The sequence below is a fragment of the Streptomyces sp. NPDC043908 genome (assembly GCF_056435525.1).
The window spans coordinates 597,406-623,977 of record NZ_JBWKEI010000002.1 but is presented as its reverse complement, the minus strand read 5'-3'; the positions used below and the strand labels follow the sequence as shown (position 1 = coordinate 623,977).

At 74.3% G+C, this 26,572-nt stretch carries 26 protein-coding genes and 1 pseudogene; 10 read left to right on the top strand and 17 right to left on the bottom strand.

Translation table 11 applies throughout. The features are described 5' to 3' along the window. The first annotated feature begins 50 nt into the window (after nt 1-50). Complete coding sequence (locus tag AC069K_RS07020) at nt 51-1,358, top strand: geranylgeranyl reductase family protein (RefSeq protein ID WP_365101481.1); 1,308 nt, start codon at nt 51-53, stop codon at nt 1,356-1,358. A gap of 118 nt (nt 1,359-1,476) precedes the next feature. Here AC069K_RS07020 and AC069K_RS07015 read toward each other — a convergent pair whose 3' ends face one another. After that, the gene (locus AC069K_RS07015) at nt 1,477-1,941 is read right to left on the bottom strand and encodes a nitroreductase family deazaflavin-dependent oxidoreductase (protein WP_478612891.1); all 465 of its coding nucleotides are present in this window, start codon (nt 1,939-1,941) and stop codon (nt 1,477-1,479) included. A gap of 238 nt (nt 1,942-2,179) precedes the next feature. Here AC069K_RS07015 and AC069K_RS07010 point away from each other — a divergent pair, with 238 nt between their 5' ends. Genes AC069K_RS07010 through AC069K_RS07000 form a run of 3 tightly spaced genes read left to right on the top strand, consistent with a single transcriptional unit; the run spans nt 2,180 to nt 4,907 of the window. Next, on the top strand, nt 2,180-2,881 hold the full coding sequence (locus AC069K_RS07010; RefSeq protein WP_478612888.1) for a TetR/AcrR family transcriptional regulator: 702 nt from the start codon (nt 2,180-2,182) through the stop codon (nt 2,879-2,881). A 59-nt stretch (nt 2,882-2,940) separates the two neighbouring features. After that, a complete protein-coding gene (locus AC069K_RS07005; protein WP_478612885.1) occupies nt 2,941-4,245 on the top strand; it encodes a sensor histidine kinase in 1,305 nt (434 codons plus the stop codon). Beyond that, nucleotides 4,242-4,907: a response regulator gene (locus AC069K_RS07000; protein WP_478612882.1), complete on the top strand. Its 666-nt coding sequence runs from the start codon at nt 4,242-4,244 to the stop codon at nt 4,905-4,907. The genes AC069K_RS07005 and AC069K_RS07000 overlap by 4 nt, the downstream gene beginning before the upstream one ends. On the opposite strand, the gene AC069K_RS06995 is transcribed toward AC069K_RS07000, so the two are convergent. After that, a complete protein-coding gene (locus AC069K_RS06995; RefSeq protein ID WP_365101474.1) occupies nt 4,868-5,155 on the bottom strand; it encodes a DUF6332 family protein in 288 nt (95 codons plus the stop codon). The genes AC069K_RS07000 and AC069K_RS06995 overlap by 40 nt on opposite strands. A 72-nt stretch (nt 5,156-5,227) precedes the next feature. Then, nucleotides 5,228-6,715: an MFS transporter gene (locus tag AC069K_RS06990; protein ID WP_478612877.1), complete on the bottom strand. Its 1,488-nt coding sequence runs from the start codon at nt 6,713-6,715 to the stop codon at nt 5,228-5,230. Between the two features lie 87 nt (nt 6,716-6,802). Between AC069K_RS06990 and AC069K_RS06985 the strand changes: the two genes are divergently transcribed. Beyond that, complete coding sequence (locus AC069K_RS06985; RefSeq protein ID WP_478612874.1) at nt 6,803-7,204, top strand: MarR family winged helix-turn-helix transcriptional regulator; 402 nt, start codon at nt 6,803-6,805, stop codon at nt 7,202-7,204. Between the two features lie 60 nt (nt 7,205-7,264). Here AC069K_RS06985 and AC069K_RS06980 read toward each other — a convergent pair whose 3' ends face one another. Together AC069K_RS06980 and AC069K_RS06975 are read right to left on the bottom strand one after the other, a co-directional pair. After that, nucleotides 7,265-8,008, bottom strand: a complete 744-nt coding sequence (locus tag AC069K_RS06980; protein WP_478612872.1) for a maleylpyruvate isomerase family mycothiol-dependent enzyme — start codon at nt 8,006-8,008, stop codon at nt 7,265-7,267. Nucleotides 8,009-8,185: 177 nt separating this feature from the next. Continuing rightward, nucleotides 8,186-9,391, bottom strand: coding sequence for an MFS transporter (locus AC069K_RS06975; protein ID WP_478612869.1), 1,206 nt, complete (start codon nt 9,389-9,391; stop codon nt 8,186-8,188). Between the two features lie 149 nt (nt 9,392-9,540). Here AC069K_RS06975 and AC069K_RS06970 point away from each other — a divergent pair, with 149 nt between their 5' ends. Further along, nucleotides 9,541-10,755 (top strand): ROK family protein, encoded by a 1,215-nt coding sequence (locus tag AC069K_RS06970; protein ID WP_478612867.1) that lies wholly within the window; start codon nt 9,541-9,543, stop codon nt 10,753-10,755. A 31-nt stretch (nt 10,756-10,786) separates the two neighbouring features. Here the strand turns inward: AC069K_RS06970 and AC069K_RS06965 are convergent, their stop codons facing one another. From AC069K_RS06965 to AC069K_RS06950, 4 genes are read right to left on the bottom strand one after another with little or no spacing between them, the layout of a single operon-like run. Beyond that, complete coding sequence (locus tag AC069K_RS06965) at nt 10,787-11,683, bottom strand: phosphotriesterase family protein (protein ID WP_478612866.1); 897 nt, start codon at nt 11,681-11,683, stop codon at nt 10,787-10,789. Continuing rightward, nucleotides 11,680-12,249: a DUF4865 family protein gene (locus tag AC069K_RS06960; protein ID WP_478612864.1), complete on the bottom strand. Its 570-nt coding sequence runs from the start codon at nt 12,247-12,249 to the stop codon at nt 11,680-11,682. Before AC069K_RS06960 ends, AC069K_RS06965 begins: the two co-directional genes overlap by 4 nt. A gap of 24 nt (nt 12,250-12,273) precedes the next feature. Next, nucleotides 12,274-12,678: a (R)-mandelonitrile lyase gene (locus AC069K_RS06955; protein WP_365101461.1), complete on the bottom strand. Its 405-nt coding sequence runs from the start codon at nt 12,676-12,678 to the stop codon at nt 12,274-12,276. Nucleotides 12,679-12,712: 34 nt separating this feature from the next. Next, nucleotides 12,713-13,291, bottom strand: coding sequence for a TetR/AcrR family transcriptional regulator (locus AC069K_RS06950; protein WP_365101459.1), 579 nt, complete (start codon nt 13,289-13,291; stop codon nt 12,713-12,715). Between the two features lie 199 nt (nt 13,292-13,490). Between AC069K_RS06950 and AC069K_RS06945 the strand changes: the two genes are divergently transcribed. Continuing rightward, nucleotides 13,491-13,796 carry an SHOCT domain-containing protein gene (locus AC069K_RS06945; protein WP_365101458.1) on the top strand — a complete coding sequence of 102 codons (306 nt, stop codon included), beginning with the start codon at nt 13,491-13,493 and terminating at the stop codon, nt 13,794-13,796. Nucleotides 13,797-13,884: 88 nt separating this feature from the next. Here AC069K_RS06945 and AC069K_RS06940 read toward each other — a convergent pair whose 3' ends face one another. Together AC069K_RS06940 and AC069K_RS06935 are read right to left on the bottom strand one after the other, a co-directional pair. Continuing rightward, nucleotides 13,885-14,421, bottom strand: coding sequence for an ATP-binding protein (locus AC069K_RS06940; protein WP_358832431.1), 537 nt, complete (start codon nt 14,419-14,421; stop codon nt 13,885-13,887). Nucleotides 14,422-14,566: 145 nt separating this feature from the next. Continuing rightward, nucleotides 14,567-14,893, bottom strand: coding sequence for a hypothetical protein (locus AC069K_RS06935; protein WP_365101456.1), 327 nt, complete (start codon nt 14,891-14,893; stop codon nt 14,567-14,569). A gap of 288 nt (nt 14,894-15,181) precedes the next feature. On the opposite strand from AC069K_RS06935, the gene AC069K_RS06930 reads away from it, so the two are divergent. Continuing rightward, nucleotides 15,182-16,279, top strand: a complete 1,098-nt coding sequence (locus AC069K_RS06930; RefSeq protein WP_358832433.1) for a PLP-dependent cysteine synthase family protein — start codon at nt 15,182-15,184, stop codon at nt 16,277-16,279. Between the two features lie 118 nt (nt 16,280-16,397). Here the strand turns inward: AC069K_RS06930 and AC069K_RS06925 are convergent, their stop codons facing one another. Next, on the bottom strand, nt 16,398-16,892 hold the full coding sequence (locus tag AC069K_RS06925; RefSeq protein WP_478612856.1) for an SRPBCC family protein: 495 nt from the start codon (nt 16,890-16,892) through the stop codon (nt 16,398-16,400). Nucleotides 16,893-16,964: 72 nt separating this feature from the next. Then, nucleotides 16,965-17,825, bottom strand: a complete 861-nt coding sequence (locus tag AC069K_RS06920) for a DeoR/GlpR family DNA-binding transcription regulator (RefSeq protein ID WP_365101452.1) — start codon at nt 17,823-17,825, stop codon at nt 16,965-16,967. A 248-nt stretch (nt 17,826-18,073) separates the two neighbouring features. On the opposite strand from AC069K_RS06920, the pseudogene AC069K_RS06915 reads away from it, so the two are divergent. Beyond that, a pseudogene (locus AC069K_RS06915) lies at nt 18,074-20,403 on the top strand (hypothetical protein). Here AC069K_RS06915 and AC069K_RS06910 read toward each other — a convergent pair. The 4 genes from AC069K_RS06910 to AC069K_RS06895 all read right to left on the bottom strand — a co-directional run bounded on the left by AC069K_RS06910 (nt 20,373) and on the right by AC069K_RS06895 (nt 24,986). Continuing rightward, a complete protein-coding gene (locus tag AC069K_RS06910; protein WP_478612853.1) occupies nt 20,373-22,778 on the bottom strand; it encodes a right-handed parallel beta-helix repeat-containing protein in 2,406 nt (801 codons plus the stop codon). The pseudogene AC069K_RS06915 and the gene AC069K_RS06910 overlap by 31 nt on opposite strands. A 91-nt stretch (nt 22,779-22,869) precedes the next feature. Beyond that, a complete protein-coding gene (locus AC069K_RS06905) occupies nt 22,870-23,475 on the bottom strand; it encodes an Rv1733c family protein (protein ID WP_365101446.1) in 606 nt (201 codons plus the stop codon). 142 nt (nt 23,476-23,617) lie between these two features. Next, nucleotides 23,618-24,451 carry an MOSC domain-containing protein gene (locus tag AC069K_RS06900; RefSeq protein WP_478612850.1) on the bottom strand — a complete coding sequence of 278 codons (834 nt, stop codon included), beginning with the start codon at nt 24,449-24,451 and terminating at the stop codon, nt 23,618-23,620. Nucleotides 24,452-24,530: 79 nt separating this feature from the next. Beyond that, nucleotides 24,531-24,986: a DUF6643 family protein gene (locus tag AC069K_RS06895; protein WP_365101442.1), complete on the bottom strand. Its 456-nt coding sequence runs from the start codon at nt 24,984-24,986 to the stop codon at nt 24,531-24,533. 231 nt (nt 24,987-25,217) lie between these two features. Here AC069K_RS06895 and AC069K_RS06890 point away from each other — a divergent pair, with 231 nt between their 5' ends. Beyond that, a complete protein-coding gene (locus AC069K_RS06890; RefSeq protein ID WP_478612846.1) occupies nt 25,218-26,540 on the top strand; it encodes a TerD family protein in 1,323 nt (440 codons plus the stop codon). The last annotated feature ends 32 nt before the right edge of the window (nt 26,541-26,572 follow it).

Genomic DNA, 26,572 nt, shown 5'->3' with positions numbered 1-26,572 from the left:
GATGCCGTCGTCAGCTTGACCACGGGTCGGATCAGGAGCAGAAGCCCATCGTGAGCAGCGAGAACGCAGATGCCGGGACACAGCCGGAGGAGCCGCAGGAGTCGTCCGTGTGGGATGTCGTCGTGGTCGGCGCCGGACCGGCGGGTGCCTCGGCGGCCTACGCGGCGGCGGTCGCGGGACGGCGGGTGCTCCTCCTGGAGAAGGCCGAGCTGCCCCGCTACAAGACATGCGGCGGCGGCATCATCGGACCGTCGCGGGACGCCCTGCCGCCCGGTTTCGAACTGCCCCTGAAGGAGCGGGTGCACGCGGTCACCTTCTCCCTGGGCGGCAGACTGACGCGCACCCGCCGCTCCCGGCAGATGCTCTTCGGCCTGATCAACCGGCCGGAGTTCGACGCCGCGCTGGTCGAGTCCGCCCAGAAGGCGGGCGCCGAGCTGCGGACGGGGGTGACCGTCCAGCGCGTCGAGCAGCACGGCCCGGCCGTGCCCGACCGGCGCACCGTGGCGGTCGTCCTGGCCGGCGGCGAGACCGTCCTGGCGCACGCGGTCGTCGGGGCCGACGGCAGCGCGAGCCGCATAGGAGCCCACGTCGGCGTCAAGCTCGACCAGGTCGACCTCGGCCTGGAGGCGGAGATCCCGGTGCCCGCGACGGTCGCCGAGGACTGGGCGGGGCGGGTGCTCATCGACTGGGGCCCGATGCCCGGGAGTTACGGCTGGGTGTTCCCCAAGGGCGACACCCTCACGGTCGGCGTGATCTCGGCCCGCGGCGAGGGCGCCGGGACCAAGCGGTATCTGGAGGACTTCATCGGCCGTCTCGGCCTGGCCGGCTTCGAGCCCGCGATCTCCTCGGGGCACCTGACGCGCTGCCGCAGCGACGACTCGCCGCTGTCGCGCGGGCGGGTGCTGGTGTGCGGGGACGCGGCGGGACTGCTGGAGCCGTGGACCCGCGAGGGCATCTCGTTCGCGCTGCGCTCGGGACGGCTCGCGGGGGAGTGGGCGGTCCGGATCGCGGAGGCGCAGGACGCGGTGGACGCCCGCCGCCAGGCGCTGAACTACGCCTTCGCCATCAAGGCGGGCCTCGGGGTCGAGATGGGCGTGGGCCGGCGGATGCTGGCGCTCTTCGAGAAGCGCCCGACGGCGTTCCACGCCGCGATCACCGGCTTCCGCCCGGCCTGGCGCGCGTTCGCGGACATCACCCGGGGCACGACGACCCTGGCGGGCCTGGTGCGTACGCACCCGATGGCCCGGCGCCTCCTGGACGCGGTGGACCGCCGCTCCCAGGGGCGAGCGGGAGCGGCGTCCCGGGAGCCCGTCGCCGAGGCGGAGGAGAAGGCCGTCACGTCCGAGGACAGGGTCTAGCGCGAGCCCGCCTCGTGAGGGGCGGGAGTCCGGGACGCGCCCGGCCGGTGGCCGGGTCCGGTCCGCGAGGGCCGGACTCGGGGCGCCCGTCCGGTTCCGGGGGACCGGGGCGGCCCGTTCAGGCCTCGACGGTGATACGGAAGACCGGGTGGTCGGGCGCGGCGGCGAGCAGCTCGTCGTCGCTCGACTTCGCGGTCACGCCCTGGAAGTACTGGTTCACCTCCCACCCCCAGCGCTCCAGATAGGTGCGCAGGACGGCGGTCTTCTCGCCGTCCTGGATCTCCACGGCGGTGAAGGCGCGGACCTCGCGGCCCACCCGCAGCTCACCGCCACCGGCCGCCCGCATGTTGCGCACCCACTGCGAGTGCCCGCGCGCCGAGATGAGGTACCGCTCGCCCTCGTACATGTGCGGGTTGACCGGTACGCGCTGCATCTGCCCGCTCTTGCGGCCGCGCACCGACAGCTCGGCTGTTCCGGCGAGGCTCATCCCGTGACGGGCCAGCCAGCCGATGGCGCTGTTCAGCCGCGTGGCGAAGCGACCGGCCTTCAGGTAGTACGGCTGCGGGCTGGACATCGACGACATCGGGACTCCTTGGGGTGGTGGACCTCGGGGGTGCGGTGGGGCGGCGACTGCGACTGCGGGTGGGGGTGCGGGTATGGGGTGGGTGCCGATTCGAGAGCACTGCTCTCGCTTGAGAGCAGTGTGCACGCAAGCGCCGCTCCAAAGCAAGAGCACTGCTCTCGAATGTGTGCGCCGCACCCCGGCCAGATCACCGCTCTCATTCCGGGGCGCCGCTCTCACACATGGCAGAATGACCCCCATGAGCACCGTCCAGGGCGCCCGAGCGCGCGCGCGTACCGAGATCACCGCCGCCATCAAGGACGAGGCCAGGAAGCAGCTCGCCGCCGAGGGCGCCGCCAAGCTGTCGCTGCGTGCCGTCGCCCGCGAGCTGGGCATGGCCTCCTCCGCCCTCTACCGCTACTTCCCGAGCCGCGACGACCTGCTCACCGCGTTGATCGTCGACGCCTACGACGCCGTGGGCGAGGCCGCCGAGCGGGCGTTCGCCCAGGCCGCGCCCACCGACGCCCCCGCCGAGCGCTGGGTCGCCGTCTGCCGTGCCGTACGGGCGTGGGCGTTGGCGCACCCGCACGAGTACGCGCTCATCTACGGCTCGCCCGTGCCCGGCTACACCGCGCCCCAGGCCACCGTCGGACCCGCCTCGCGCGTGGCGCTCGTGCTCATCGGGATCGTGCGCGACGCCCACCGGGGGCGGGGCATCGCCGTCCCCCGGCCCGCGCCCGGACTGCGGGCCGAGGGCGAGCGGATGGCGGCCGACTTCGCGCCCGGGCTGCCCCCGGCGGTCGGCCCCGCGCTGGTCGCCGCGTGGGCGCAGCTCTTCGGGCTGATCTCGTTCGAGGTGTTCGGCCAGTTCCACCGCGTCGTCGAGGAGCGGGACGCGTTCTTCGCGCACGCGGCCGCCGGGCTCGCCTCCTCGGTGGGGCTGGTACTCCCCGGGGAGTAGCCGCGACCACCCCGCCGGGCTGACGCCCGGGCTGCGTGCCCGGGGCTAGCGTGGCCGGTATGGAAGAGCAGCAGCCGCCCCGCCCGGCCGGGCCGGACGACCGCCCCTGGGCGGGGCACGGGCCGCCGCTCCCGCCCTGGGCGCGGAAGTGGGTCCTGGCGCAGGGCGGCGGAGTGGGCCCCCGGGGGCGTTCACGGCTGCCCTGGCCGTCCACCCTGCTCCTTACCGTTGTCGTGCTGGGCGGGTCCACCGTCGCCGCGCGCAACCAGAGCGGGCACGCCTCCCTCGACGTCTTCGCCCGGCTGCTGCTCGTGGCGACCTGCGCGGCGCTGCTCCCGCGCCGCCGCCACCCCGTGCCCGCCGTGTTCGGCGCGGCGGGCGGGGCCCTGGTCTACCTCGGCGCCGGCTACCCGTACGGGCCGGTCTTCCTCGCGGTGGCCGTCGGCTGCTTCGCGGCGATCGTGGCCGGACACCGCCGGGCCGCCTGGTCGGCGGTCGCGCTGCTCTGGCTCGGCCACGTCCTGGTCGCGCACTGGCTCTACCGATGGCTTCCCCCGAGCGGGGACCGCCCCGCGCCCTGGGAGCAGGAACTGGCCGTCGCCGCCTGGGTCCTGGCCGTCGTGGCGATCGCCGAGCTCACCCGCGTACGCCGGGAGCAGTGGGCCAGGGCGGGAGCCGAGCGGGCCGCTGCCGACCGGCGGCGCGCGGATGAGGAGCGGCTGCGGATCGCGCGCGAGCTGCACGACGTGCTGGCGCACAGCATCTCCGTCATCAACGTCCAGGCGGGCGTCGGCCTGGCGCTGCTCGACTCCGACCCGGAGCAGGCCCGCACCGCGCTGACCACCATCAAGTCCGCCAGCAAGGAGGCGCTGGGCGAGGTGCGCCAGGTCCTCGACACCCTGCGCGCCCCGGGCGAGGCCCCCCGCTCGCCCGCGCCGGGCCTCGACCGGCTGCCCGAGCTCGTCGAACAGGCGGCGGCGGCCGGGCTCGCCGTCGCGACCGCCACCAGCGGCGCGCCCCGGACCCTGCCGCCGGGGGCCGATCTCGCCGCTTTCCGTATCGTCCAGGAGGCGCTCACCAACGTGGTGCGCCACTCCGGCTCCCGCACCGCGCGCGTGGTGCTCGGATACGCGCCGGACGTGCTCGAACTACGGGTGGACGACGACGGACCGGCCGGTTCCGGCGACGCGGGCGGCAGCGGGAACGGGCTGATCGGCATGCGGGAGCGGGCCGCCGCGCTCGGTGGCACCATCGAGGCGGGCCCGCGCCCCGACGGTGGCTTCCGGGTGGTCGCCCGCCTCCCGCTGACCCCCACCGCACCTGCCCCACCCACCTCACCCGCCGCACCGAGGGAGACCCCGTGATCCGCGTACTGCTCGCCGACGACCAGTCTCTGGTCCGGGCCGGGTTCCGGGCGCTGCTCGCCGCCCAGCCGGACATCGAGGTCGCGGGCGAGGCCGCCGACGGCGAGGAGGCGGTGCGCCTGGTGCGCGAGGTGCGGCCGGACGTCGTCCTGATGGACATCCGCATGCCCTTGCTCGACGGGCTCGCCGCCACCCGCCGGATCACCGGCGACGCGGGGCTGGAGGGGGTGAGGGTGGTGATGCTGACGACGTTCGAGCTCGACGAGTACGTCTTCGAGGCGATCCGCGCCGGAGCCTCGGGCTTCCTGGTCAAGGACACCGAGCCGGAGGAACTGCTGCGGGCGGTGCGGGCGGTGGTGGACGGGGACGCGCTGCTCTCACCGGGCGTGACGCGGCGGCTCATCGCCGAGTTCGCCGCGCGCTCCAGGGAACCGGCCACGGCCGCGCGCCTGGGCGACCTGACCGAGCGGGAGCGGGAGGTGATGGCCCTGGTCGGGATCGGGCTCTCCAACGAGGAGATCGCGCGCCGCCTGGTCGTGAGCCCGCTCACCGCCAAGACCCACGTCAGCCGCACCATGGTCAAACTGGGCGCCCGCGACCGGGCGCAACTGGTGGTGCTGGCCTATGAGTCGGGCCTGGTCCGGCCGGGCTGGCTCGGCTGACGGCGGGCGCTGTCGCCCGCGTACGAGAAGCGCCACAGGACGTGCGCGGTCCTGGCGACGAAGCCGAGCACGGCGGCGGCCGCCCCGCCCAGCAGCAGCAATCCGCGTGCCGGATGGCCCAGGTCGAGGAGGAAGACGGGTCCGGCGACCACGCCGAACGCGAGCAGCGCGACCACGGAGGCGGTCACCACGGCATACATGATCTCGACAGTGATGGCGTCGCGTTCGCCCTGGCTGCGGTTGTTCATGGGAGCAGTCTTCGCACAGATGCGGCCGACGGGCAAGAAGCACCCGTCGGCCGCACCTCCCCCGTGGCGGCGTCAGTCGCCTACGGCGACCTTCGCGGGCTCCTGTGCGGCGGCCGGCTCCTGGGCCGATCCCGCCACGACCAGCGTCTGCCGGTCGGGCTTGGCGCGCAGTCCGGTCAGGGTGATGAGGAGGCCGGCGAGCGCGATGCCCGTCACCACCATCAGACCCGGCCGGAAACTGTCGAGCAGGTCCTGCGGCGAGTCGCCCCGGTCGCCCGCGGTGATCACGGCCGTCACCACGGCCAGGAAGATCGCGCCGCCCACCTGGATGGAGGTGTTGAGCAGACCCGAGACCATGCCCTGCTCGCTGTCGTCCACGCCGGTGGTGGCCTGGATGTTGAGCGAGGGGAAGACGAGCGCGCAGGCCGCGCCGAGCAGCAGCATCGACGGCAGGATGATCACCGCGTACTGCGGGTGGAGGCTGATGCGCAGGAACAGGGCGTACGCCAGGACCAGCGCCGCGAAGCCGATGGCGATGATGCGCGGGGTGCCGAAGCGGTCGACGATCGACCCGATCTTCGTCGAGGAGAGGGCGACCAGCACACCGGCGGGCAGGAACGCCAGCGCGGTCTGGAGCGCGGTCCACTGGAGCACCGACTGCATGTACTGGGTCACCATGAACTGGAAGCCGACGTAGGAGCCGAAGAAGGCGGCGGCGCCCAGCTGGGTGCGGACCTGGGTGCCGGAGCGCAGGACGCCGAGCCGGATCAGCGGGCTCGCGGTGCGCTGCTCGATCCGTACGAACGCGGTGAGCAGCACGGCGACGGCGAGGAAGGACAGCAGCGTACGGGCGGAGGCCCAGCCGGCCTCGGGCGCCTGGACGACGGTGTAGACGAGCAGCAGCATCGAGCCGGTGCCGGTGATGGCGCCGGGGATGTCGTAGTGGCGCTTGCCCTGGCCGCCGGGGCTGCGGGGGATGAGCTTGAGGCCCGCGATCAGAGCGATCACGGCGACCGGCGCCGGGAGCAGCATGGTCCAGCGCCAGCTCAGCTGGGTGAGCAGACCGGACAGGACCAGGCCCATCGAGAAGCCGGTGGCGGCGCAGGTGGTGTAGATGGAGAGCGCGCGGTTGCGCTGCGGACCCTCCTTGAACGTCGTGGTGATGATCGACAGGCCGGCCGGTGCGGTGAAGGCCGCGCTGAGGCCCTTGATGAAGCGGCTGGCGATGAGCAGCGGTCCCGAGTCGACGAGCCCGCCGAGCAGGGAGGCCAGTGCGAAGACGCCGAGCGCGATGAGGAACACCTGGCGGCGGCCGAGGAGGTCGGCCGCCCGGCCGCCGAGGAGCAGCAGGCCGCCGTAGCCGAGGATGTAGCCGCTGACGATCCACTGGAGCGTCGAGGTGGTGAGATCCAGGTCGGACGCGATCGAGGGCAGGGCGACGCCGACCATGGAGACATCGAGCGCGTCCAGGAACATCGCGGCGCAGAGCACCAGCAGGGTGCCCCACAGCCGCGGGCTCCAACGCTCTTGAGTGGACTGGACGTTGAGCGGAGAGGTCATGCGGAGCAGACTACATGCGCATGCATCGAATGCAAGTGCATTTAATTCCGGTGCAACAAAGAGCGTCGTTTCTGCTAACGTGCGGTCATGGCCGCCAAGAAGTCCGACCGCAGGCTCGTGGACGAGTGGCGCGGCATCCTCGCGGTGCACGCGCGTACGACGTGCGAGCTCGATCGCGAGCTGCATCCGTACGGGATCGGAGCGAGCGACTTCGAGGTGCTCGACGTGCTCGTGGAGGGGTGTACGGAGGACGGCGGTACGGCGTTCCGCGTCCAGGACCTCGCCTCGCGCGTCCATCTGAGCCAGAGCGCCCTGTCCCGCCTGATCGGCAGGCTGGAGAAGGAGGGCCTGGTCGCGCGCGGGATGTGCAGCGAGGACCGGCGGGGCGTCCGGGTCATGATCACGGACAAGGGCCGGGCGCGGCACACCGACGTACGGCCGCTCCAGCGCGCGGTGCTCGCCAAGATGCTGGCGGACCGGCTCACATAACACCCCGGGGGTGCGGCGACGGGGCCACGGCCGACGTCGCCGTGACCCCGTACCCGAAAGCTAGCCCCAGGTGACGGCGGACTTCTCCCGCCACAGTCCGGCGAGCGACGCGTCGCCCGCGACGGTGACGGCGGAGAGCGGCAGCCGGTTCCACAGGGTCAGATACAGGTCGTAGGCGGAGCCGCTGAGTTCGCAGTCGGCGGGGCCTTCGGCGCCCCGGACCGTACGCGGCACCCCGTCCGACAGGTGCACCGTCCACACGGCGTCCGCGTCCGTCGCCCGTATGCGCAGGGTGCGGGGCGTCGAGGTGCGCACCTGGCTCTTCTCCCGGCCGTGGAAGGCGAGCAGGAGCTCGTCGATGCCGTCCACGGCGAACTCCGGCTCGGGCGTGGTGAGGTCACCGGCCCGGGCCGACTCCGCGTCCGCCCGGTGGACGGCCGTCTCGTGCGCCTGGCGGCGGGCCCAGAACGCCAGCGGGGACGGGGCGGGCATGAACTGCCAGCACTCCAGGTCCTTCGGCGCCGCGCTCAGCGCGTCGACGAGCGCGCGGTGGCCCTCGGTGAACCAGTCGAGCAGTTCCCGGCCGTCGAGATCGGGCTCCGCGCCGCTGGGGTGGAAGTCGGTGTGGCCCTCGGTGATGTACGCGGTCGCCCAGCGGTGCACCGTCCCGGTGTGCCGCAGCAGATCCCGCACCTGCCAGTCGGGGCAGGTCGGCACGGGCGCGCCGGTGCCCGCCGCCTCGGCGGCCCGGGCCAGCAGCCGGCCCTCGCGGTCGAGGGTGTCGATGAAGTCAGGGGTGTCCATGGCGGAATTCTGCCAGGGAAGCGGTCTGATGAGCTGATCATTTCTTTGGGACCGGGGTGCCGGTGAGGGGGAGTTGACCGCCGGGCGCCGCAGCCTCGGGGCGGGGCCCTGCCGCCCTCCGCCCCGCTACTGCCGTCGGCCGCCCATGGCGAAGCCCCGCGCCGCCGGCCCTCACCCTCACGCGGTCGCGTGGCGTGAGCCGTATGCGATCAGGGCCGCCGCCGCCGACAGCGCGGCCACCGTCGTCAGGGCCACGGGCAGCGAGGACCACTGGGCCAGGAAGCCGATCGCGGGCGGCCCTAGCAGCATGCCGCCGTAGCCGAGGGTGGACGCGGCGGCGACCCCGCCGGGTCCGGCCAGCGCGCCCGCGCGCGCCACCGCGACCGGGAAGATGTTGGCCAGGCCCAGGCCCATCACCGCGAACCCGGCGAGCGCGAGCCACACCGTCGGCGCGAGCGCGCCGAGCAGCATCCCGGCCGTGGCCGTGAGGCCGCCCGCGACCAGCGCGCGGGTCTGGCCGAGACGTTCGAGCAGGAAGGTGCCGCTGAGCCGGCCCGCCGTCATGGCCAGGGCGAACAGGGAGTAGCCGAGGGCGGCGACGCCGGGGGCCGCGTCGAGGTCCTGCTCCAGGTGGAGCGCGCCCCAGTCGGCCATCGCCCCCTCCCCGTACGCCGTGCACAGCGCGATCACGCCGAACAGGAGCACCAGTCGGCGGGCCCGGCCGTCGGGCCGGCGGCCCCGCGCGTGCGGGGTCGCGGCGTGCGCGGGGGCCGGGTGGCGGAGCAGGACCGGTCCCGCGAGGGCGGTGACCAGGAGGCCGAAGCCGGTCAGGGCGAGCAGGTGCGCGGTGGGGGAGAGGCCGCCCGCGACGAGCGCGCCGATGCCCGCGCCCAGCATCCCGCCGAGGCTGAACGCGGCGTGGAAGCTGGGCATCACCGGGCGCCGCAGGGCGGCGACCAGGTCGACGGCCGCACTGTTCATGGCGACGTTGATCCCGCCGTACGCGGCGCCGAAGACCAGCAGGACCGCGCCCAGCGAGAGCGCGGAGTGCGTCTGTGCCGGAAGGGCGATGGCGAGCGCCATCAGCGCGGCGCAGGCCACGGTCACGGGGTGACTGCCGAAGCGGCGGCAGAGCCGGCCGGTGAGCACCATCGTCACCACGGCGCCCGCCGAGACGCCGAGCAGGGCGAGGCCGAGGTCACCGGCCGAGGCGCCGGTCTGCTGCTTGATGGCCGGGATACGGACCACCCAGCCGGCGAAGAGGAATCCGTCGAGGGCGAAAAACACGGTCAGGGCGGTGCGGAGGCGGGGCAGGGAGGGCGCGGGGGTGTGCGCGCCGGTTCCTGCCGGGAGGGCCGTCCGCACTTTGTTTAGTAGCGGCACAAACTCAGGATAGGGGGCGACGGTCCCTGCGGACAACCCGTTTCCCCCGCCGTCCCCGCCCCCGGGGCGGCCGGCGGGTGAGCGGGGGGTGAACGGGAGCCGGTGCCGGAGGGAAGGACTCCGTGCTGGATCATGGGAGACTCGCCCCCATGAACGGCAAGGCGACGCACACCAGGACGAGGCTGGACCGGGGCCGCGGGGCACTCGGACCCGCGCTCGAACTGGTCCATACCGGCCGCGCGCCCACCCGCGCCGTCCTCACCGCCGAGCTGGGCGTCACCCGGGCCACCGCCGGGGCGGTCGCCGCCGAACTCGAAGCGCTCGGCCTCATCCAGGTCGACTCCCGCCCCGGCGCCGCCGCCGGTTCCCAGGGCCGCCCCTCGCACCGGCTCACCGTCAACGACGCGGGCCCGGTGGCCCTCGCCGCCCAGGTGCACGCCGACGGATTCCGCGCCGCGCTCGTCGGCCTCGGCGGGCGGACGGTCGCCACCGCCCCCGGCTGCGTCACCGTCTCCGCCGACCCGGCGCAGGTGCTGGGCGAGGTCGTCGAGGCGGGCGCGGCACTCCTGCGCGGCAGCGGGCTGCGCTGCGTCGGGGCGGGCCTGGCCGTGCCCTCGGCCGTCGCCGAGCCCGACGGCACCGCGCTCAACCCGCTGCACCTGGCCTGGCCGGCCGGGTCGCCGGTGCGCGAGATCTTCGCCGAGCAGGTACGGGCGGCGGGCATCGAGGGGCCCGCGTTCACCGGCAACGACGTCAATCTCGCGGCCCTCGCCGAACACCGCCACGGCGCCGGGCGCGGCGCCCAGCACCTGCTGTGCGTGGCCACCGGGCACCGCGGCGTCGGCGGCGCGCTCGTCCTCGACGGCCGTCTGCACACCGGGAGTTCGGGCCTCGCCCTGGAGGTCGGCCACCTCACCGTCAACCCCGAGGGCCGCCCCTGCTACTGCGGCGGGCGCGGCTGCCTCGACGTGGAGACCGACCCGCTCGCGTTCCTGACGGCGGCCGGCCGCGACCCCGGCCCCGAGGTCTCGCTCCTGGCCCAGTCCCGCGAGCTGCTGCGCACGGAGTACGAGGACGTGTCCGTACGCGGGGCCGCCGAGGAGCTCGTCGACCGCCTGGGCCTTGGCCTCGCCGGGCTCGTCAACATCCTCAACCCCGACCGGATCATCCTCGGCGGGCTGCACAAGGCCCTGCTGGAGGCGGACCCGGACCGGCTGCGGGCGGTCGTGGCCGACCGCAGCCTGTGGGGCCGCAGCGGCGGTGTGCCGATCCTGGCGTGCTCGCTGGACCACAACAGCCTGGTGGGCGCGGCGGAGTTGGCATGGCAGCCGGTGCTGGACGATCCGCTGCGGGCGCTGGGCTGACACCGCCCCACCGCCGGCCGTGGTCGCGCCCCTACGGGGTCCGCAGCGCGAACGCCCTCGCCGGATTCCCCACCAGCACCCGCTCCACCAGCTCCCCGCCCAGGGCGAGTTCGAGCCGGGGACGCACCCGGCGCAGCAGATACGGCATGCCCGGCGTGTCCGGGGTCACCGTGTCCCCGCCGAGCAGCAGCCGGTCCGCGAACCCCGCGTCGGCGAGCGCCTCCAGCGCCTCGGGCATCCGCCAGTCCGTGGCGTGGTTGGCCCGCGACGGTCCGTCGAAGCCCCGATAGGCGCCCGCCGCGGCGGCCTGCCGGTGGACGGCGAAGTCGGGAGAGCGGTTGAGGTGACCGAGGACCACCCGGTCCGGCGCGACCCCGAACTCCCCGCAGAGCAGGTCGAGTACGTCCAGGGCGCCCGTGCCGAGCTCCAGGTGCACGGCGACGGCCGCGCCCGTGCGGTGCTGGGCCTCGGCGGCGGCGCGCAGGGTCAGCCGGGCGTGCGCGTCCAGTCCGTGGAACCCGCCCGCCACCTTGATCAGCCCGGCCCGCACGCCGTGCGCGCCCGCCACCCCCTCGGTGATCTCGCGCACGAACAGCTCGGCGAGCGAGTCGCGTACGGAGTCGAGCAGCTCGGGTGGGTAATGGACCGCCTGGTGCAGCCCGGTGGCGGCCACGACGTGGACCCCCGACCGTCGGGAGAGCTCCGCGAGCCGGTCCGCCCGGCGGCCCATTCCGTACGGCGTCCACTGCACCACCGTGCCGCCGCCGAGGTCGCGGAAGGCGGCGAGGCGGGCCGCCGCGTCCTCGGGGTCGTCGAGCTCCTGGCCGGGCAGCAGCGGACTGCGGATGAACAGGTGGTCGTGCGCGTCCACCACACCGAGCCGACCGGCCGGCACGTCGCCGAGCACGGTACGGACGACGCCGCTCACCAGTGCCGTCCCCGGGTCAGCCCGGCGCGCTCCGGCGCCGACAGGTGCAGCACCTCGAACCGGTCGCCCGGTGCCCGCGGGGCCTCCTGCTCCCAGAGGGTGAGGCGCAGCAGCTCCCAGCGGCGCGGGTCGACCGCCACCGCGCTCGCCACCGTCCCCTCCCCGGCCGTCCGTTCCAGGTGCCCGGCCACGAAGTCGGCGGGGCGTACGCCCTCCGGTATCGCGAGGCGCTCGCGCGTCGCGGAGCGGGGCACGGCCCCCGCCGCCGTCCCCTCCTCGTACGACAGGCCCATCCAGTGCTGGACCTCCGGGCGGCCGAAGTCGTCGACGACGCCCTGGAAGCCGGGGCCCCACAGGAAGGAGTTCATGCCCTCGGGGGTGTTCCAGAGGTAGAAGGGCGCGTAGGCGTTCACCGGGGAGTCGGCGCCGCGTTCGCGGATCAGATACGCCTTCAGGCCCAGGCCGGGGAAGGCGTCGAGGAGATGGCCCCGGGTGGCGATCCGGGTGCGGATGATGTCCATGTCGTAGTCGGCGGGCAGGGTGATCTCGTACTGGAGCGCGTGCACGGCGTCCTCCTCAGGACTCAGGACTCAGGAAGGGGTCGACGGGTAGGCGTCGGCGGCGACATGGCGGTCCCAGTCCACGGTGGTGCCGTCCGGCGCCGCCTCGACGACCGCGAGATGGGTCATGAACGTGTGCGGCGCGGCACCGTGCCAGTGCCACTCGTCCGGCTCGATCCAGACGGTGTCGCCCGCCCGGACCGGTTCGACGGGGCCGCCCCGGCGCCGCACCAGGCCCTCGCCCTCGGTGATGTGGAGGACCTGGCCGTGCGGATGGCGGTGCCAGGCGGTGTGGGCGCCCGGGGCGAAGTGGACGCTGAACATCCGCAGCCGTGACGGGGACGGCGGCGCCGCGATCTCGTCCAGCCAGACGGTGCCGGTGAAGTGCTCGGCCGGACCGCGCACACTGGCGGGACGCTGACGGGTGACCTGCATGGGGGCTCCTCGGCGGGGTACGGGCGGTCGGGCGTCAGGCGGTGCGGGGCGCGAGCAGGGCGAGCAGTCCGCGCACGCCCGCGTCGAAGGCGGCGGGCGAACCGGACGCGCGGGCCAGGACGTAGCCGCCCTGGACGGTGGCGACCACCGTCGCCGCGATCTCCTCGGGCACCAGGGGAGCGGCGAACTCGCCCGCGTCCAGGCCCTCCTGGACGATCGCGGCGAGCCGCCCGCGCAGCCAGTCGATCGTCTCGGTGACGGGCGCGCGCAGCTCCTCGCTCGCCAGGACGTCCGGGTCCATGGTCAGCCGCCCCACCGGGCAGCCGCGCAGGACGTCCCGCTCGCGCAGCAGATAGCCGCGGACGCGCTCGTACGCGGTGCCCTCGCCCCCGAAGGAGGCCTCGGCGCTCGCGCGCAGCTCCTCGGCGGTGCGCCGGATGGCGGCGAGCGCGAGGTCGGGCTTGCCCGTGAAGTGGTGGTACATGCTGCCCTGGCCCGCGCCCGCCTGCTGCTGGATCGCCTTGGGGCTGGTGCCGACGTAGCCCCGCTCCCACAGCAGCTCCCGGGTGGCCTCGATCAGACGCTCTGGGGTGCTCATGAGCGTACTGTACATACTAGTAGGTACAGAATCCAGTGACGGGTCCTGGGCCGGACGGGTGGAGCGGCGGCCGGTCCGGTGGAGCAGCGGTCGGTGCCCCGTCTACTCCCCGGGGGGTACGCCAGGTGCCGCCGGCCGTACGACGCGCGGGACGGCCCTCGGCGGGAGGCTCGGAAGCAGCACGGGACCCATCCCTACCGAGGAGCCGATCACGATGAACACACTGGCCTTTGACGGACCCGGACCCTGGATCCTCTTCTTCCCGGTGGTCTGGGCGGCGGTGGCCCTCACGGTCGTGACCCTGCTGCGGCGCACGGTCCGGCGCGGCGGGCACGGCCCCTGGCGTCCGCCCTTCGGCGGCCCCCGCGCCTACGACGAGCGGACTCCGCTCGACGAGCGTTCACCGCTCGCCGTGCTCGGCCGCCGCTTCGCCGCCGGTGAGATCGACGAGGAGGAGTACTGGCGCCGGCTCTCCGTCCTGGACGAGGAGTTCGGCCGCCGCAAGAGCGGTGCGGCCTGACGCCGCGCCGCAACGCGCCGCCCGGCCGGGGCGGTCGCGGACCAGCGACGGGCCGGCCGCCTCCGCGCGGTCCGGCCCGCCCGTCCGGTCAGCCCGCCGCGGGCAGCCGGGCGGGAGTGCGCGGATGGCCGCCGCGGCCTTCGGCGCGCACCAGGGCGGGCCGCTTGTGCAGGCACGGCCCGGCCGTCTTCGTCCCGTACGCCGGGCGGGGCGGCAGCGCCACCGGGGCCGGCGGCGCGGGAAGCGTGAACCACACGGTCTTGCCGGCGGCGCCCAGCGGGCGCACGCCCCAGCTCTCACTGACCGCCGCGATCATCGCGAGTCCGCGGCCGTGGGTGGCGAAGGGGTCGGTGCTGCGGACGGTGGGCATCCGCGGGTCGTGGTCGTGGACGGACACCGTGAGCCGGTCGCGCAACAGCTCGATCTCCACGGTGCAGAGCTTGTCCGGCTGGGCGTGCCGGTGCACGTTGGTCAGCAACTCGGTGACGCCCAGCGCCGCCTCGTCTATCAGAGGATCGAGATGCCAGTAACGCAACTGTGCTGAAACGATTCTGCGGACCTGTCCGATCCGCGACGGCAGGGCTTGGAGCTCCACCGTGCAATGCCTGCTCGACTGGCTGATCACGGCTGCGACTCCCCGATTGAGGTCCGGAAGAAGCTTGTCTGTCCGGCGGGCTGGATCACAGCGTGACCGCCGGTGAACCCTCTGTGATGTGAGACCAGGGTGGCTCAGGGGTGGACCCTCCGCAACTCGCGCCCCGCCGGCCCGCTCAGCCGTGCGACCCGCTCGCCGGGCGCACCGCCTGCAGAAAACGCTGCGCGAGCTCCGCGCCGCGCGGCCTCCCGCTCTGCTGGCCCATGGTCAGCCGGTAGCGGTGGCCGTTGAGCTTGGCCACGGTGCGATCGGCCTTGGCGGCCCACGGCAGCAGGGGCTTGCCCGCGCTGACCGCGCGCAGCGGCGCGCTGTCGATCTCCCGCCCGTTGCTGGTGAGCAGGGCGAGCCGCCCGTCCTTGATCAGGACCTGCCCGGCCCTCGTCAGTGAACGCGTCCACCGTTCGATCCGCACACCCCTGGCGCTGAACTCCGGCTCGGTCATGGCCGCTGTGCCCCCTTCGTACCGTTCCTGCTGGGCAGTCTGCACAACGATGGCCCCGCGCACCAGGGCGCACGGAGGATCGGCCGTAGCCCGCCGCCCGTACGCCCCCTCCCGGGCGCCCCACAAGCCACTCCTATGGATCCTCAAAGGGAATGTTTGTGCAGGTGAGGGCGGTATTGTCAAGTGACGGAGCCGCGCCTTTCCAGCCGACTTCCGCGACCCGCTTCACGATATTTCCAGCCCGGGCGCGCCCCCGCCCCCCGGGGCGCCGACACATGGAGGAGTGGCATGGAGACCATCGACGTGGACCGCAGCGACGCGGCCTACCGGGCGTGGCTGAAGGACGCCGTGCGCAAGGTCCAGGCCGACGCCAACCGCTCCGCCGACACCCATCTGCTGCGCTTCCCGCTGCCCGAGCGGTGGGGGATCGACCTGTACCTCAAGGACGAGTCCACCCACCCCACCGGCAGCCTCAAGCACCGCCTCGCCCGCTCGCTCTTCCTCTACGGGCTCTGCAACGGCTGGATCCGGCCCGGAAAGCCCGTCATCGAGGCCTCCAGCGGCTCGACCGCCGTCTCCGAGGCGTACTTCGCGGGGCTCGTCGGCGTGCCGTTCATCGCCGTCATGCCGCGCACCACCAGCGCCGAGAAGTGCCGGCTGATCGAGTTCCACGGCGGCCAGTGCCACTTCGTGGACGACTCGCGCAAGATGTACGAGGAGGCCGCGGCCCTCGCCCTGGAGACCGGCGGCCACTACATGGACCAGTTCACGTACGCGGAGCGGGCCACCGACTGGCGCGGCAACAACAACATCGCCGAGTCGATCTACCAGCAGCTGAAGCTGGAGCGCTATCCGGAGCCCGCCTGGATCGTCGCCACCGCCGGGACGGGCGGCACCTCGGCCACCATCGCGCGCTATGTGCACTACATGCAGTTCGACACCCGTATCTGCGTACCGGACCCGGAGAACTCCTGTTTCTTCGACGGCTGGACCCGCGGCGACGCGTACGCGACCAGCGACTGCGGCTCGCGCATCGAGGGCATCGGGCGCCCCCGGATGGAGCCGAGCTTCCTGCCCGGCGCCATCGACCGGATGATGAAGGTCCCGGACGCGGCGAGCATCGCGGCCGTACGCGCCCTCGAAGCGGCCATCGGCCGCAAGGCGGGCGGTTCCACCGGCACCGGCCTCTGGTCAGCCCTGAAGATCGTCTCCGAGATGGTGGCGGCCGGGCGCACCGGCAGCGTCGTCACCCTGCTCTGCGACCCGGGCGACCGCTACCTCGACAAGTACTACTCGGACGCCTGGCTGGCCGAACAGGGCCTGGACATCGCGCCGTACGCGGCGGCGATCGACACGTTCCTGGCGACCGGGGCGTGGCCGCGGTAGGACGGCCGGGCGAAGGCCCGGCCGGTGCGAGCAGGCCGGAACCGGCCCATCGCGCCCGCTGAGTCCTGGGGCGTGTTGCGAAAGTCCCGCCTGCCCCGCGCCACTTTCGCGACACGCCCTAGGAGGCCGCTGCCGCCGGGCCGCAGCCGGACGTCGCGAGGCGGCGGTCGAGGGCCCGTACGGCGTCGCGGAACGCCCGGTCGAAGCCCGGCCGGCCCAGACGCAGCGCGAACCTCAGCGGCGCCCCGCCGTCGGCAGCGAAGGTCCACCGCACCCGCGTGCCGCCGGCGGTCGGGGTGAGGCGCCACTCCTCCAGCAGGGCGTGCGGCCCCGGCGCGTTGGTGACGTCGACCCGGTAGGCGTAGCGGGCGCCGGGCTCGGCGGCCATCACCGTCTCCCGGAACCGGGTGCCGCCGCGCAGCCGGACCTCCCGGCCGCCCTCGGTGGCCCGCGCGTGGGTCACGGCCGCGAACCACTGGGGCCAGGCCGTCGTCTCCTCGGCGAGCGCGCGGTACAGGGCGTCCGCCGGGGCGGCCGCGTCGGCGGTGAAGACCAGGCGCAGCGGAGCGGTCTCGACGAAGTCGAGCTCCACGGGACGGAGTCGGCGAGCCATCGGGCCGCACCTCCAGCGGTCGGTGGGGACGGGCACGGGCGAACGGGCCCGCACACCTTAACTGGCGGTCCGTCAGATGTCTTCGGCGGGGGCCGCCTCAGCCTCCGCCCCGTCGTCCTCGCCCGCCACGAGCAGCCCCGGCAGATGCTCGGCCATCTCCTCGCGCGCCGCGTCCGTGAGCCCCGCGTCCGTCACCAGCGTGTGCACCTCGTCCAGCGAGGCGAACGAACTCAGGCCCACCGTGCCCCACTTGGTGTGGTCGGCGACCACCACGACCCGCCGCGCGGACCGCACGAACCGGCGGTTGGTCTCCGCCTCCGCCAGGTTCGGGGTGGACAGCCCCGCCTCCACCGAGATGCCGTGCACCCCGAGGAAGAGCACGTCGAAGTGGAGCGAGCGGATCGCCTGGTCCGCCACCGGCCCCACCAGCGAGTCCGACGGGGTGCGCACCCCGCCGGTGAGCACCACGGTCGCCGCCCCCGGCCGGCTGCCCGAGGAGCCCGCGGCCCGCTGGGCCGCGTGGAAGACGTCCGCGACCCGCACCGAGTTGGTCACCACCGTCAGATCCGGGACGTCCAGGAGCCGGTGGGCCAGCGCGTACGTCGTCGTACCGCCCGAGAGCGCGATGGCGCTGCCCGGCACGGCCATCGCCGCCGCCGCGCGCGCGATGTCCTCCTTGGCGTTCAGCTCCAGGCCCGACTTGGCCTCGAATCCGGGCTCGTGCGTGGAGGCCTCGACCACCGGCACCGCCCCGCCGTGCACCTTCTCGATCACGCCTTGGCGGGCCAGCGCGTCCAGGTCCCGGCGCACCGTCATGTCCGAGACGCTGAGCTTCCGGGTGAGCTCGTTGACCCGCACCCCGCCGCGCCGTCTGACCTCGTCGAGGATCAGGGCGCGACGCTGCTCCGCGAGCAGGTTCTGGTTGTCGCTCACTGCCGGGTCGGTCCTTCCGCGTGGCCGTACATCTGGTCGCCGTACCTGTCGAATCCTGTCACGGGGAGATTCCGTGAGGACACCGCACCGCGTCCCCGGATCCGAGATCCTGAGAACCCGCACGCCACGGCCGCGCGCCGAGGTATGACGGCCCCCGCACGACGCCCGACCCGCACGATCCGCGATCCGCACGATGCCCCCGCCGCGTCCCGCCGCCGATCCTCCCACCCCGAGAGCGAGTCACAGAAGTGTCCCGTGCCACACCGGCCGCCGACGACGGCGGGCCCGCGCTCGAACTCCTCGTCCACGGCGTCGGCGGCGCCACCCCGCAGTCCATGCTCGACGACCCCCGTACGGTCCGGGTCACCGGGGACGAGACCGCGGCCGTGTACCGCCGCACCGAGGACGCCGACGCCGAGGACCACCCCGAGCGCCACCGCGAGGGGCCGGTCGCCGAGGCGTACTGCTGGGCCAACCTCACCTCCGGCAACGGCGCCCGCGCCCTGTGGCTGCTGCTCCTGCCGTTCATGGTGGTCAACCTCGCCCACTGGATGCGCCCGCCCGCCCGCGACTCGGCCCGCGCGGTGCGGCTCTACGGGGTGCTGGTGCGGCTCGTCGCGCTCAGCCTGACCGTGCTGCTCACCGCCACCGCCTGCGAGGTCGCGCTGGACCTGGCCGCCTGGCAGTGCGCGGGCACGGCCGGCTGCGCCGAGGGGAAGTCCTGGCTGGGGTTCCTGGCGCCCGGGCGGCACGGCTGGTGGAGCGCGCCCGGCCGCCGCCTGGCACTGGCCGCGCCGGTCCCCGCCGCGCTGACCGGGCTGCTCTGGTACCTCTCCAACCGCACCTGGAGCGCCTACGAGTCCCAGCAGCCGCTCGGCGCCGCCGGGGACGAGGACGAGCCGGACGCGCCCGCGCTCAGCCGGCCCGGCTTCTGGTACGGGCGGCGGCTGGTCGCCCGGCTGCGCGCCGCGCACACCGCCGCCGGGTTCCTCACCGTCGCCGCCGCCGTCACCACGGCCGCCGCCCGCCACGACCGGGCCGCCTCCAACTCCGCGCTGGACACACTGGGCCGGCTCCTGGCGGCGGCTCTGCTGGTGGGCGCGGCCGTCGTGGTGGGCGTGGTGTGCGGCCGCGGCCGCAGCGAGTCACGCCTGGACGAACACCTGGACCGGGCCGTCGTCACCTTCCTGCCCACCGCCGCCCTCGGCCTGCTCGTCCTGTCGATGGTGTATGCCTCGTGGGAGCGCCCCGGCTGGGTCTCGCACGACGCGCTCCCCGGCGACCGCACCTTCGGGATCATCGCGCTGGGCCAGGGCGTCCTGGTCGTCCTGCTCGCCGCGGTCGCGCTCCTGCTGCGCCGCCGCGCCCACGACTCCCGCACCGCCCTGTCCGGCCTCGGCGGCCCCGCCGTGGCGCTCCTGGCGTGCGCGCTCGGCGGGGTGATGACGGGCGGTGTCGCCCAGCGGGTGGCCGACTGGCTGGACGGCGGGGGCACGCCCGGCGCGCCCCGGGGCGGCTTCGCGGGCCCGCCGCCGCTGCTCACCTGGCAGGCCTCGGTGATCCCCGCCCTGCTCGTGCTCCTCGTTCCGGCCGTCGTGTACTTCGCGTTACGCGTCTGGCGCGCCGCGCGCGCCGAGGAGCCGGGGCTGCTCGCGGACTACCCGGGGGAGATCTGGGACGCGGCCCGCTCCCGGCGGATCGCCACCGTCCGCGCACGGGCCGGGCTCACCGACCGCGCGCCCGTCTTCGTCGGGATCGTCGCCGCCGCCACCCTGCTGCTCGGCGCGGGCGCGCTCGCCGGCTCCTGGGCCACCGGGCAGGTCCCCGGGCGGGCGGCGGACGACGCGCCCGGCGTCATCTCCTCGGCCGCCGACACCGTCCAGGCGCTCGGCTCCTGGTTCACCGGCCTCGGCTTCCTGCTCTTCGTCACCTGGGGGCGGCGCGCCTACAAGGACGCGGCGGCCCGGCGCACCATCGGCATCCTCTGGGACGTGGGCACCTTCTGGCCGCGCGCCGCCCACCCGTTCGCCCCGCCCTGCTACGCCGAGCGGGCCGTACCCGACCTCGCCTGGCGGATGAACACCTGGACCGGGCGCACCGGCGGCCGTCTGGTCATCTCCGGCCACTCCCAGGGCAGCGTGCTGGCCGCCGCAGCCGTGTGGCAGCTCCCCGCCCGCGCCCGCCGCAGCGTCGCGCTGCTCACCTACGGCTCGCCCCTGGAGCGGCTGTACGGACGCTGGTTCCCCGCCTACTTCGGCCGCCCGGAGCTGTCCGCCCTCCACCGGGAGCTGCACTGCTGGCGCAACCTGTGGCGGGCCACCGACCCCATCGGCGGCCCGGTGCTGCCCGGCACGACCGTCGACCGGGGCCCGCTCCTGGACCCGCTCGCCTTCGGGCGTACGCGACGGCAGCCACTGCCCGCCCCGATCCTGGCCCACTCCGACTACCAGGCCGACCCGGTCTTCGCCGAGGAGCGCACCGGCCTCCTGGACGCACTCTCACCGACGCTCCCGCACCAGCGCTGACGAGCGCCAACAACCTTGGTCGTCAGGGGAGTTCGGGCAGGTCGTCCGGATAGAGGAGGCTCAGATCGTCGGGGCTGGCGTCCGCGAACTGGGCGACCCGGCCCGCGTGCCGCTCCACCATCGACTCGAACGTCTGGCGCGCGGTGCGGCCGTTGCCGAACGCCGGGCCCTTGGGCAGCACCGTGAAATACTTGAGCAGTGCCTCGGCCGTGCCGCTCCCCAGCCGGTACTCGTGCTCCTCGGCCTGCTGCTCCACGATCCGCAGCAGCTCGTCCGGGTCGTAGTCGCTGAAGGTGATGGTCCGTGAGAACCGGGACGCCACCCCGGGGTTGACGCTGAGGAAGCGTTCCATCGCCGCCGTGTACCCCGCCACGATCACCACCACGGCCTCGCGGTGGTCCTCCATCAGCTTCACCAGGGTGTCGATGGCCTCACGCCCGAAGTCACGGCCGGAGTCCTCGGGCGACAGCGCGTACGCCTCGTCGATGAACAGCACCCCGCCCCGCGCCCGGTCGAACGCCTCCTGGGTGCGGATCGCCGTCGACCCGATGTGCTCACCCACCAGGTCGACGCGGGACACCTCGACCAGATGGCCGCGCTCCAGCACCCCGAGCGAGGCCAGGATCTCGCCGTAGAGCCGGGCGACCGTGGTCTTGCCGGTGCCGGGGGAGCCGGTGAAGACGAGATGGCGCCGGACGGACGCGGCCTTGAGGCCGGCCCGCTGCCGCTTGCGGCCCACCTCGATCATGTCGGTGAGCGCCCGCACCTCGCGCTTGACGCTCTCCAGACCCACCAGCGCGTCGAGTTCCCCCAGCACGTCCTGCGAGGAGCGCGCCGGTGCGGCGGCGGGCTCCTCGGCCGCCGCGGTCCCGGTGGGGCGCTGCCCGGGGACCGCGGTGAGCAGGCCCACGGTCTGGGTCGCGGTCTGCGCGGCGGGCGGCCGCGCCGACCCGGTGAGCACACCGCTCTCGTCGCTGGTGCAGTCCTGCGACACCGGCCCGTCCTCGCCGAACTCGTACCCCCCGCGCGCGCAGCGCTCCGTACGGCAGCGGGTCAGCGTCGTACGGCAGCCGTCCACGACATGGAAGCCGTAGCCCCCGCTGCCGGTCACCCGGCAGCCGTGGAAGGTGCCCCGGCCCTCGGCCGAGACGTAGAAACCCGCCTCGGCGGGCGAGGTGACCGTGCAGCGCTCGATCCGGGGATCGGCGCCCTTGGTGACGATCACGCCGGTCTGCGCCGCGTCGATGGTGCAGTTGGCGAGGGTGCCGCCGCTGCCGTGGTCGCGGAACCAGGCGCCCGTGGCGACCTCCCGGATCCGGCAGTCGTCGAGCTGCGCGGTGGCGCCGTCGCTCACCGACACCGCCGTGTTGCGCACCTGCGAGATGTCGCTGTCGACGACGTCGGCGCGCGAGCCGCGGTCCAGCACGAACAGCGCGTCCGGCACGTCGTGGACCCGGCAGGACTCCAGCACCGCGGTGGCGCCGTCGCTGACCCACACCGCCGGGTAGTCGCCCGTACTGTCGTGGATCTCGCACTGGTTGGCGTCCACCCTGGTCCCCGGGTCCCAGACCGACAGGCCGTTGCGGCCGAAGCCGCGCACCGCCGTGCGGGTGAGGGTGAGGACCGACCGGGAGCGCAGGTCCACCGCGTTCTCGGGGATGTCGTGGATGTCGCAGTCCGCGAGCGTGAGCACCGCGTCCGTGTCGAGGGTGACCCCGTCCGCCGAGGTGCGGTGCACCGTGCAGTCGGTGAGGTGCGCGGTGGCGCGCGCGGCGATCTGCACCCCGGCGCCCTTGATCTCGTACACCTCGCAGCCCAGCGCCTCCAGGCCGGTGCCGTCGCCGGTGACTGACAGGCCCGCGCCCGAGGCGTGGTGCACCCGGCAGCGTTCGAGGCGGGGGTGGGCGCCCGCGCGGACCGAGATGCCCGACTGGCCGGCCGCGACGACCTCGCACTCCTCGAACAGGCCGCCCGCGCCGTCCAGTACGCCGATGCCGACGCCGCCCGGATTGTCCACCGTGCACCGGCGCACGGTGGGGCGGGCCGCGCCGCGCACCTCGATGCCCACCGCCGAGCGGGTCACCACCCGCAGGTCGCACAGCTCGGGCGCGCCGTCCTCGATCAGCAGCGCGGGCGCCGCCGCGTCCTGCCCCTCCAGCTGGAGGTCCTGGACCGTGGCGGAGGCGCGCACGGTCAGCGGCACGCCGTCGACCGGGGCGATCCGCACCGAACCGGCCGCCCCCTCGGGGCCGCGCAGGGTCACGGCCCGCTTGAGGACCAGGTTCTCGCGGTAGGTGCCGGGCGCGATGGTGAGGACGTCGCCGTCCGCGGCGGCCTCCAGGGCAGCGGCGAGCGAGGCGTATTCGCCGGTACGGCGCCGCCACCTCGAAGTGCCGGTGTGGGTTACCTGGACCGTGCCCTGAGCCATGGCGCTGCTGTGCCCCCACCTCGTGCGTGCGAACGCTGTACGTGCGACTGATGGTCCACCGTAGCGCGCGCGGGGCCGCGGGGTTGACCGCTCAGCTGCCTGCTCCCGCGCGGCCCCAGTCCGGACCGTATCCGGCCCAGGCGCGCTCCAGACGGGCGTACCGCCGTCGCATCAGCCGCCATACGACCAGCCGCCGCACGGCCTCCACGAGACCGGCCGCCGCCGCTGCCGCGCCGAGACCGGCGAACACCGCGTGCGCGTGCGCGGTCGTGGAGTCCAGGGGGCGGCCCGTCCGTATGCCGCGGTCGTCCGTCCACATGCGGAAGGTGGAGCCCACGGGGGCGGCCCGCCTGGGGGCGGCGACCGTGCCGGTGTGCGCGGTGCCGTCGTGTGCCGTCCAGGTGGCCACGACCCGGACGCGGCCCTCCCGGCCGCCCACGCCCTCCGCGTCGGCGCGCGCGCCGCGATCGTGGGCCGCGCCGACCACCACGGCCGTCGTCGGGTGGCGCTGGCGCTGCTCCCTGGCCGCCGTGCGCTGGAGGGCGTGGTCGCTGACCGCCCCGCACAGGCCGCCCAGCACCGGCGCGGCCACCAGCATCAGCACCAGGGCGACCAGCGCCACCCATGCCTCGACCAGATCCGTACGGCGGCACAAGGGGTTCTGCCGCCACCGCCACACCCCGACTGCGGATCGCACGGGATCGCACCCCCTTCCGCTTGCGTCCTGGCCCCGCGCGGCTCGCCGTACGCACGGGCGGGCCCGGAAGAGAGCAACATCACCCGGGGCCCCGCACGCACAACGCGTCCGCTGTTCCCACGAGTTCCCGAGCAGGGGCGGCTTAAGCGAGAACGCGCAGGGGATCACCGGTGCGAATGACGCCGGGGCCCTCGGGGACCAGGTTCTGGCCGAATACCAGCTTGGTGCCGAAGCGGCGGTGGCGGCCCAGGGTGCGCAGCGGCTCGCGGCCGCGCTCGGCGCTCACCTGGTCCGTGGTGGTGACGACACAGCGGCCGCAGGGCTTGGCGACCCGGAAGACCACGTCGCCGAGCGCGATCCGCGTCCAGTGGTCCTCGGCCCAGGCCTCGGTGCCGTCGATCACCACATTGGGCCGGAACCGGTTCATCGGCAGCGGGCCCTCGTGCGGGTGAGTGCCCTGGGCGATGAGGGAGTTCAGCGCGTCCAGCGAGGCCGTGGTGGCGATCAGGAGCGGGAAGCCGTCGGCGAAGCTCACCGTCTCGCCCGGCAGCGCGAAGTCCGGGTCGATCGGGCGCCGGGTCGCGGGGTCGTCGAGGTGGACCAGCCGGACCTCCGCCTCCAGGTGGTCGCTGAACCAGGCGTGCGCGGCCTCGTCCGCCGCTATCGCCTCGACCTTCTTGCCGAAGAGCGTCACCGTGACCGGCCCGATCGGCTCGGGCACGGCCACGGTCAGATCCTCCCTGCCGGGCGCGGACACCCGGACGGAGCCGTCCGGCAGGGCCCGGGCGGCAGCCAACGCGAGCCGCGCCCGCTCGCGTTGGGTCACGGCCTTCCCGGAGGCGTCGACGACCATCCAGCGGCGGTCGCCGACCGGCCCCCAGGGCTCGACCGGCACCTCGTCGAGTCGGTACCCCCCGACCGACTTGACGGGGTAGACGTTGATGTGGCGCACGACGGGCCGAATCGGACTCTCCATGAGCCAATCCTGCCAGCCGCCTCGGACATCCGGTCGACCGCCGGCGGAGCGGGGCCCGCCCCGCGCGGGCGCCTCCCGCTCAGTACCCCGTGTTCTGGTACGGCTGCTGGTAGCCGTCGTAGTAGGGCGCCGGGGCGGGCGCGGGCCGCGGGGCCGCGGGGCGCATCGCCTCGTACCCGGTCGGGGCCATCGGGCGCTGCTGCTGGACCTGCGGGCCCGGATAGGCGCGCGGGGCACCGGTCTGCTGCGGGATGTAGGGCGCGGGCGCGCTCTGCAACGGCATGGGCTGCGGTGCCTGCTGGTAGCCGTACGACGAGGCGTAGGCAGGCTGCTGGGAGGGGCCGGCGGGTAGGGCGGGAAGCGCGGCCGGGAGGGCCGGCAGATAGCTGCTGCCGGTGTCGTACAGGGCGGGCACGCGGATCGGGGCGATCTGGGGCGTGCCGCGTTCTGCGACGAGGGAGTCGTAGATGGGGGTGTCCGGGAAGGACGGCGCGGAGTAGTAACCGCCGCCATAGGTGGAGCGGGGGGAGGTCATGGCACATAAGTTAAGCCCACGATGTGGTCGTTGGGGAGCCCGATAAGGGGGTTGTTTTACGGGTTCGGAGTGACCGCACGGCCCCAATGCGAGCGAACGTGGGAAAATCGGTCGCCCGGGAGGCCATTAATCCTGTAAAGGCCAAGCTCGGAAGGGGTTACCGGCGGGTGCCGGAACGTCCGCCGGGGTTTAGGTTGACGGTGCGGAGAATCTTCGGCACCCCGACTCGCGATGGGGGCGAGCATGTCCATGCTTAAAGGGTCCAACGTTCCGGTTCCGGCGCCGGTCGTACGCGTCGAGCTGGCCTGGCGCTCCGGCCCCGGGGTGCCGGACGCCGACGCCTCGGCCCTGCTGATCGCGGCGGGCACCGGGAAGGTCCGCTCCGACGCCGACTTCGTCTTCTACAACCAGCCCGCGCACGCCTCGGGCGCGGTGCGGCACGAGGGCAAGCGGAGTTCGGCCGAGGGGGTCACGGACACGCTCCTCGTCGACCTCGCGCGCGTGGAGGACGAGGTGGAGCGCGTGGTACTGGCCGCGTCCGCCGACGGAGGAACGTTTGGCCGCGTCCCGGGGCTGTGCGTCCGCGTCCTGGACGCCGCGAGCGGCGCGGAGCTCGCCCGCTTCGACAGCGCCGACGCGTCCGTGGAGACGGCGTTCATCCTGGGCGAGCTCTACCGGCGCCAGGGCGCGTGGAAGTTCCGGGCGGTGGGCCAGGGGTACGACTCCGGACTCGAAGGGCTGGCAACGGACTTCGGGATCACGGTCGACCGCCCCCGGGCGGCCGCCCAGACCCCCGCCCCTCCCGCCCCCGCACCGGCCGCTCCCGCCCCGCCCAGCCCCACACCGGCCGCTCCCGCCCCCGCCTTCCCCGCCGCGACCCCGCCGCCTCCGCCCGCGCCCCCCGCCGCAGCCCCCGTACGCCTGTCCAAGGTGACCCTGACCAAGGCGGCCCCCACCGTCTCGCTCGCCAAGCAGGGCGGCAGTTCGGGGGCGCTGCGGGTCAACCTCAACTGGCAGACGCGCAAGCAGTTCACCGGCTGGGGTGCCAAGCTCGGCAGAGCCGTCGCCAACCACGCCGACCTCGACCTGGACCTGTGCGCGCTCTACGAGCTCACGGACGGCCGAAAGGGCGTCGTCCAGGCGCTCGGCAACGCCTTCGGCTCGCTCGGCCGGCCGCCGTACATCCACCTCGACGGCGACGACCGCACCGGCGCGCGCACCTCCGGCGAGAACCTCACGGTCAACCTCGACCACAAGGACCGGCTCCGCCGCGTCCTGATCTTCGTGACGATCTACGCGGGCGCGCGCAGCTTCGCCGACCTGCACGCCACCGTCACCCTCCAGCCGCAGCACGGCGCCGCGATCGACTTCTCGCTCGACGAGTGCACCGTGCCCTCCACGGTCTGCGCCCTCGCGCTGCTCACCAACGAGGGCGGCGACCTCGTCGTCCAGCGCGAGGCCCGCTATCTGGTGCCCGCGCGCGGTGTCAGCCCGCAGCGCACCGTCGACCAGGCGTACGGGTGGGGCATGAACTGGACGCCCGGCCGCAAGTGACGCGCGCGAGGCCGCGGCGCCGGGTCCCCGCG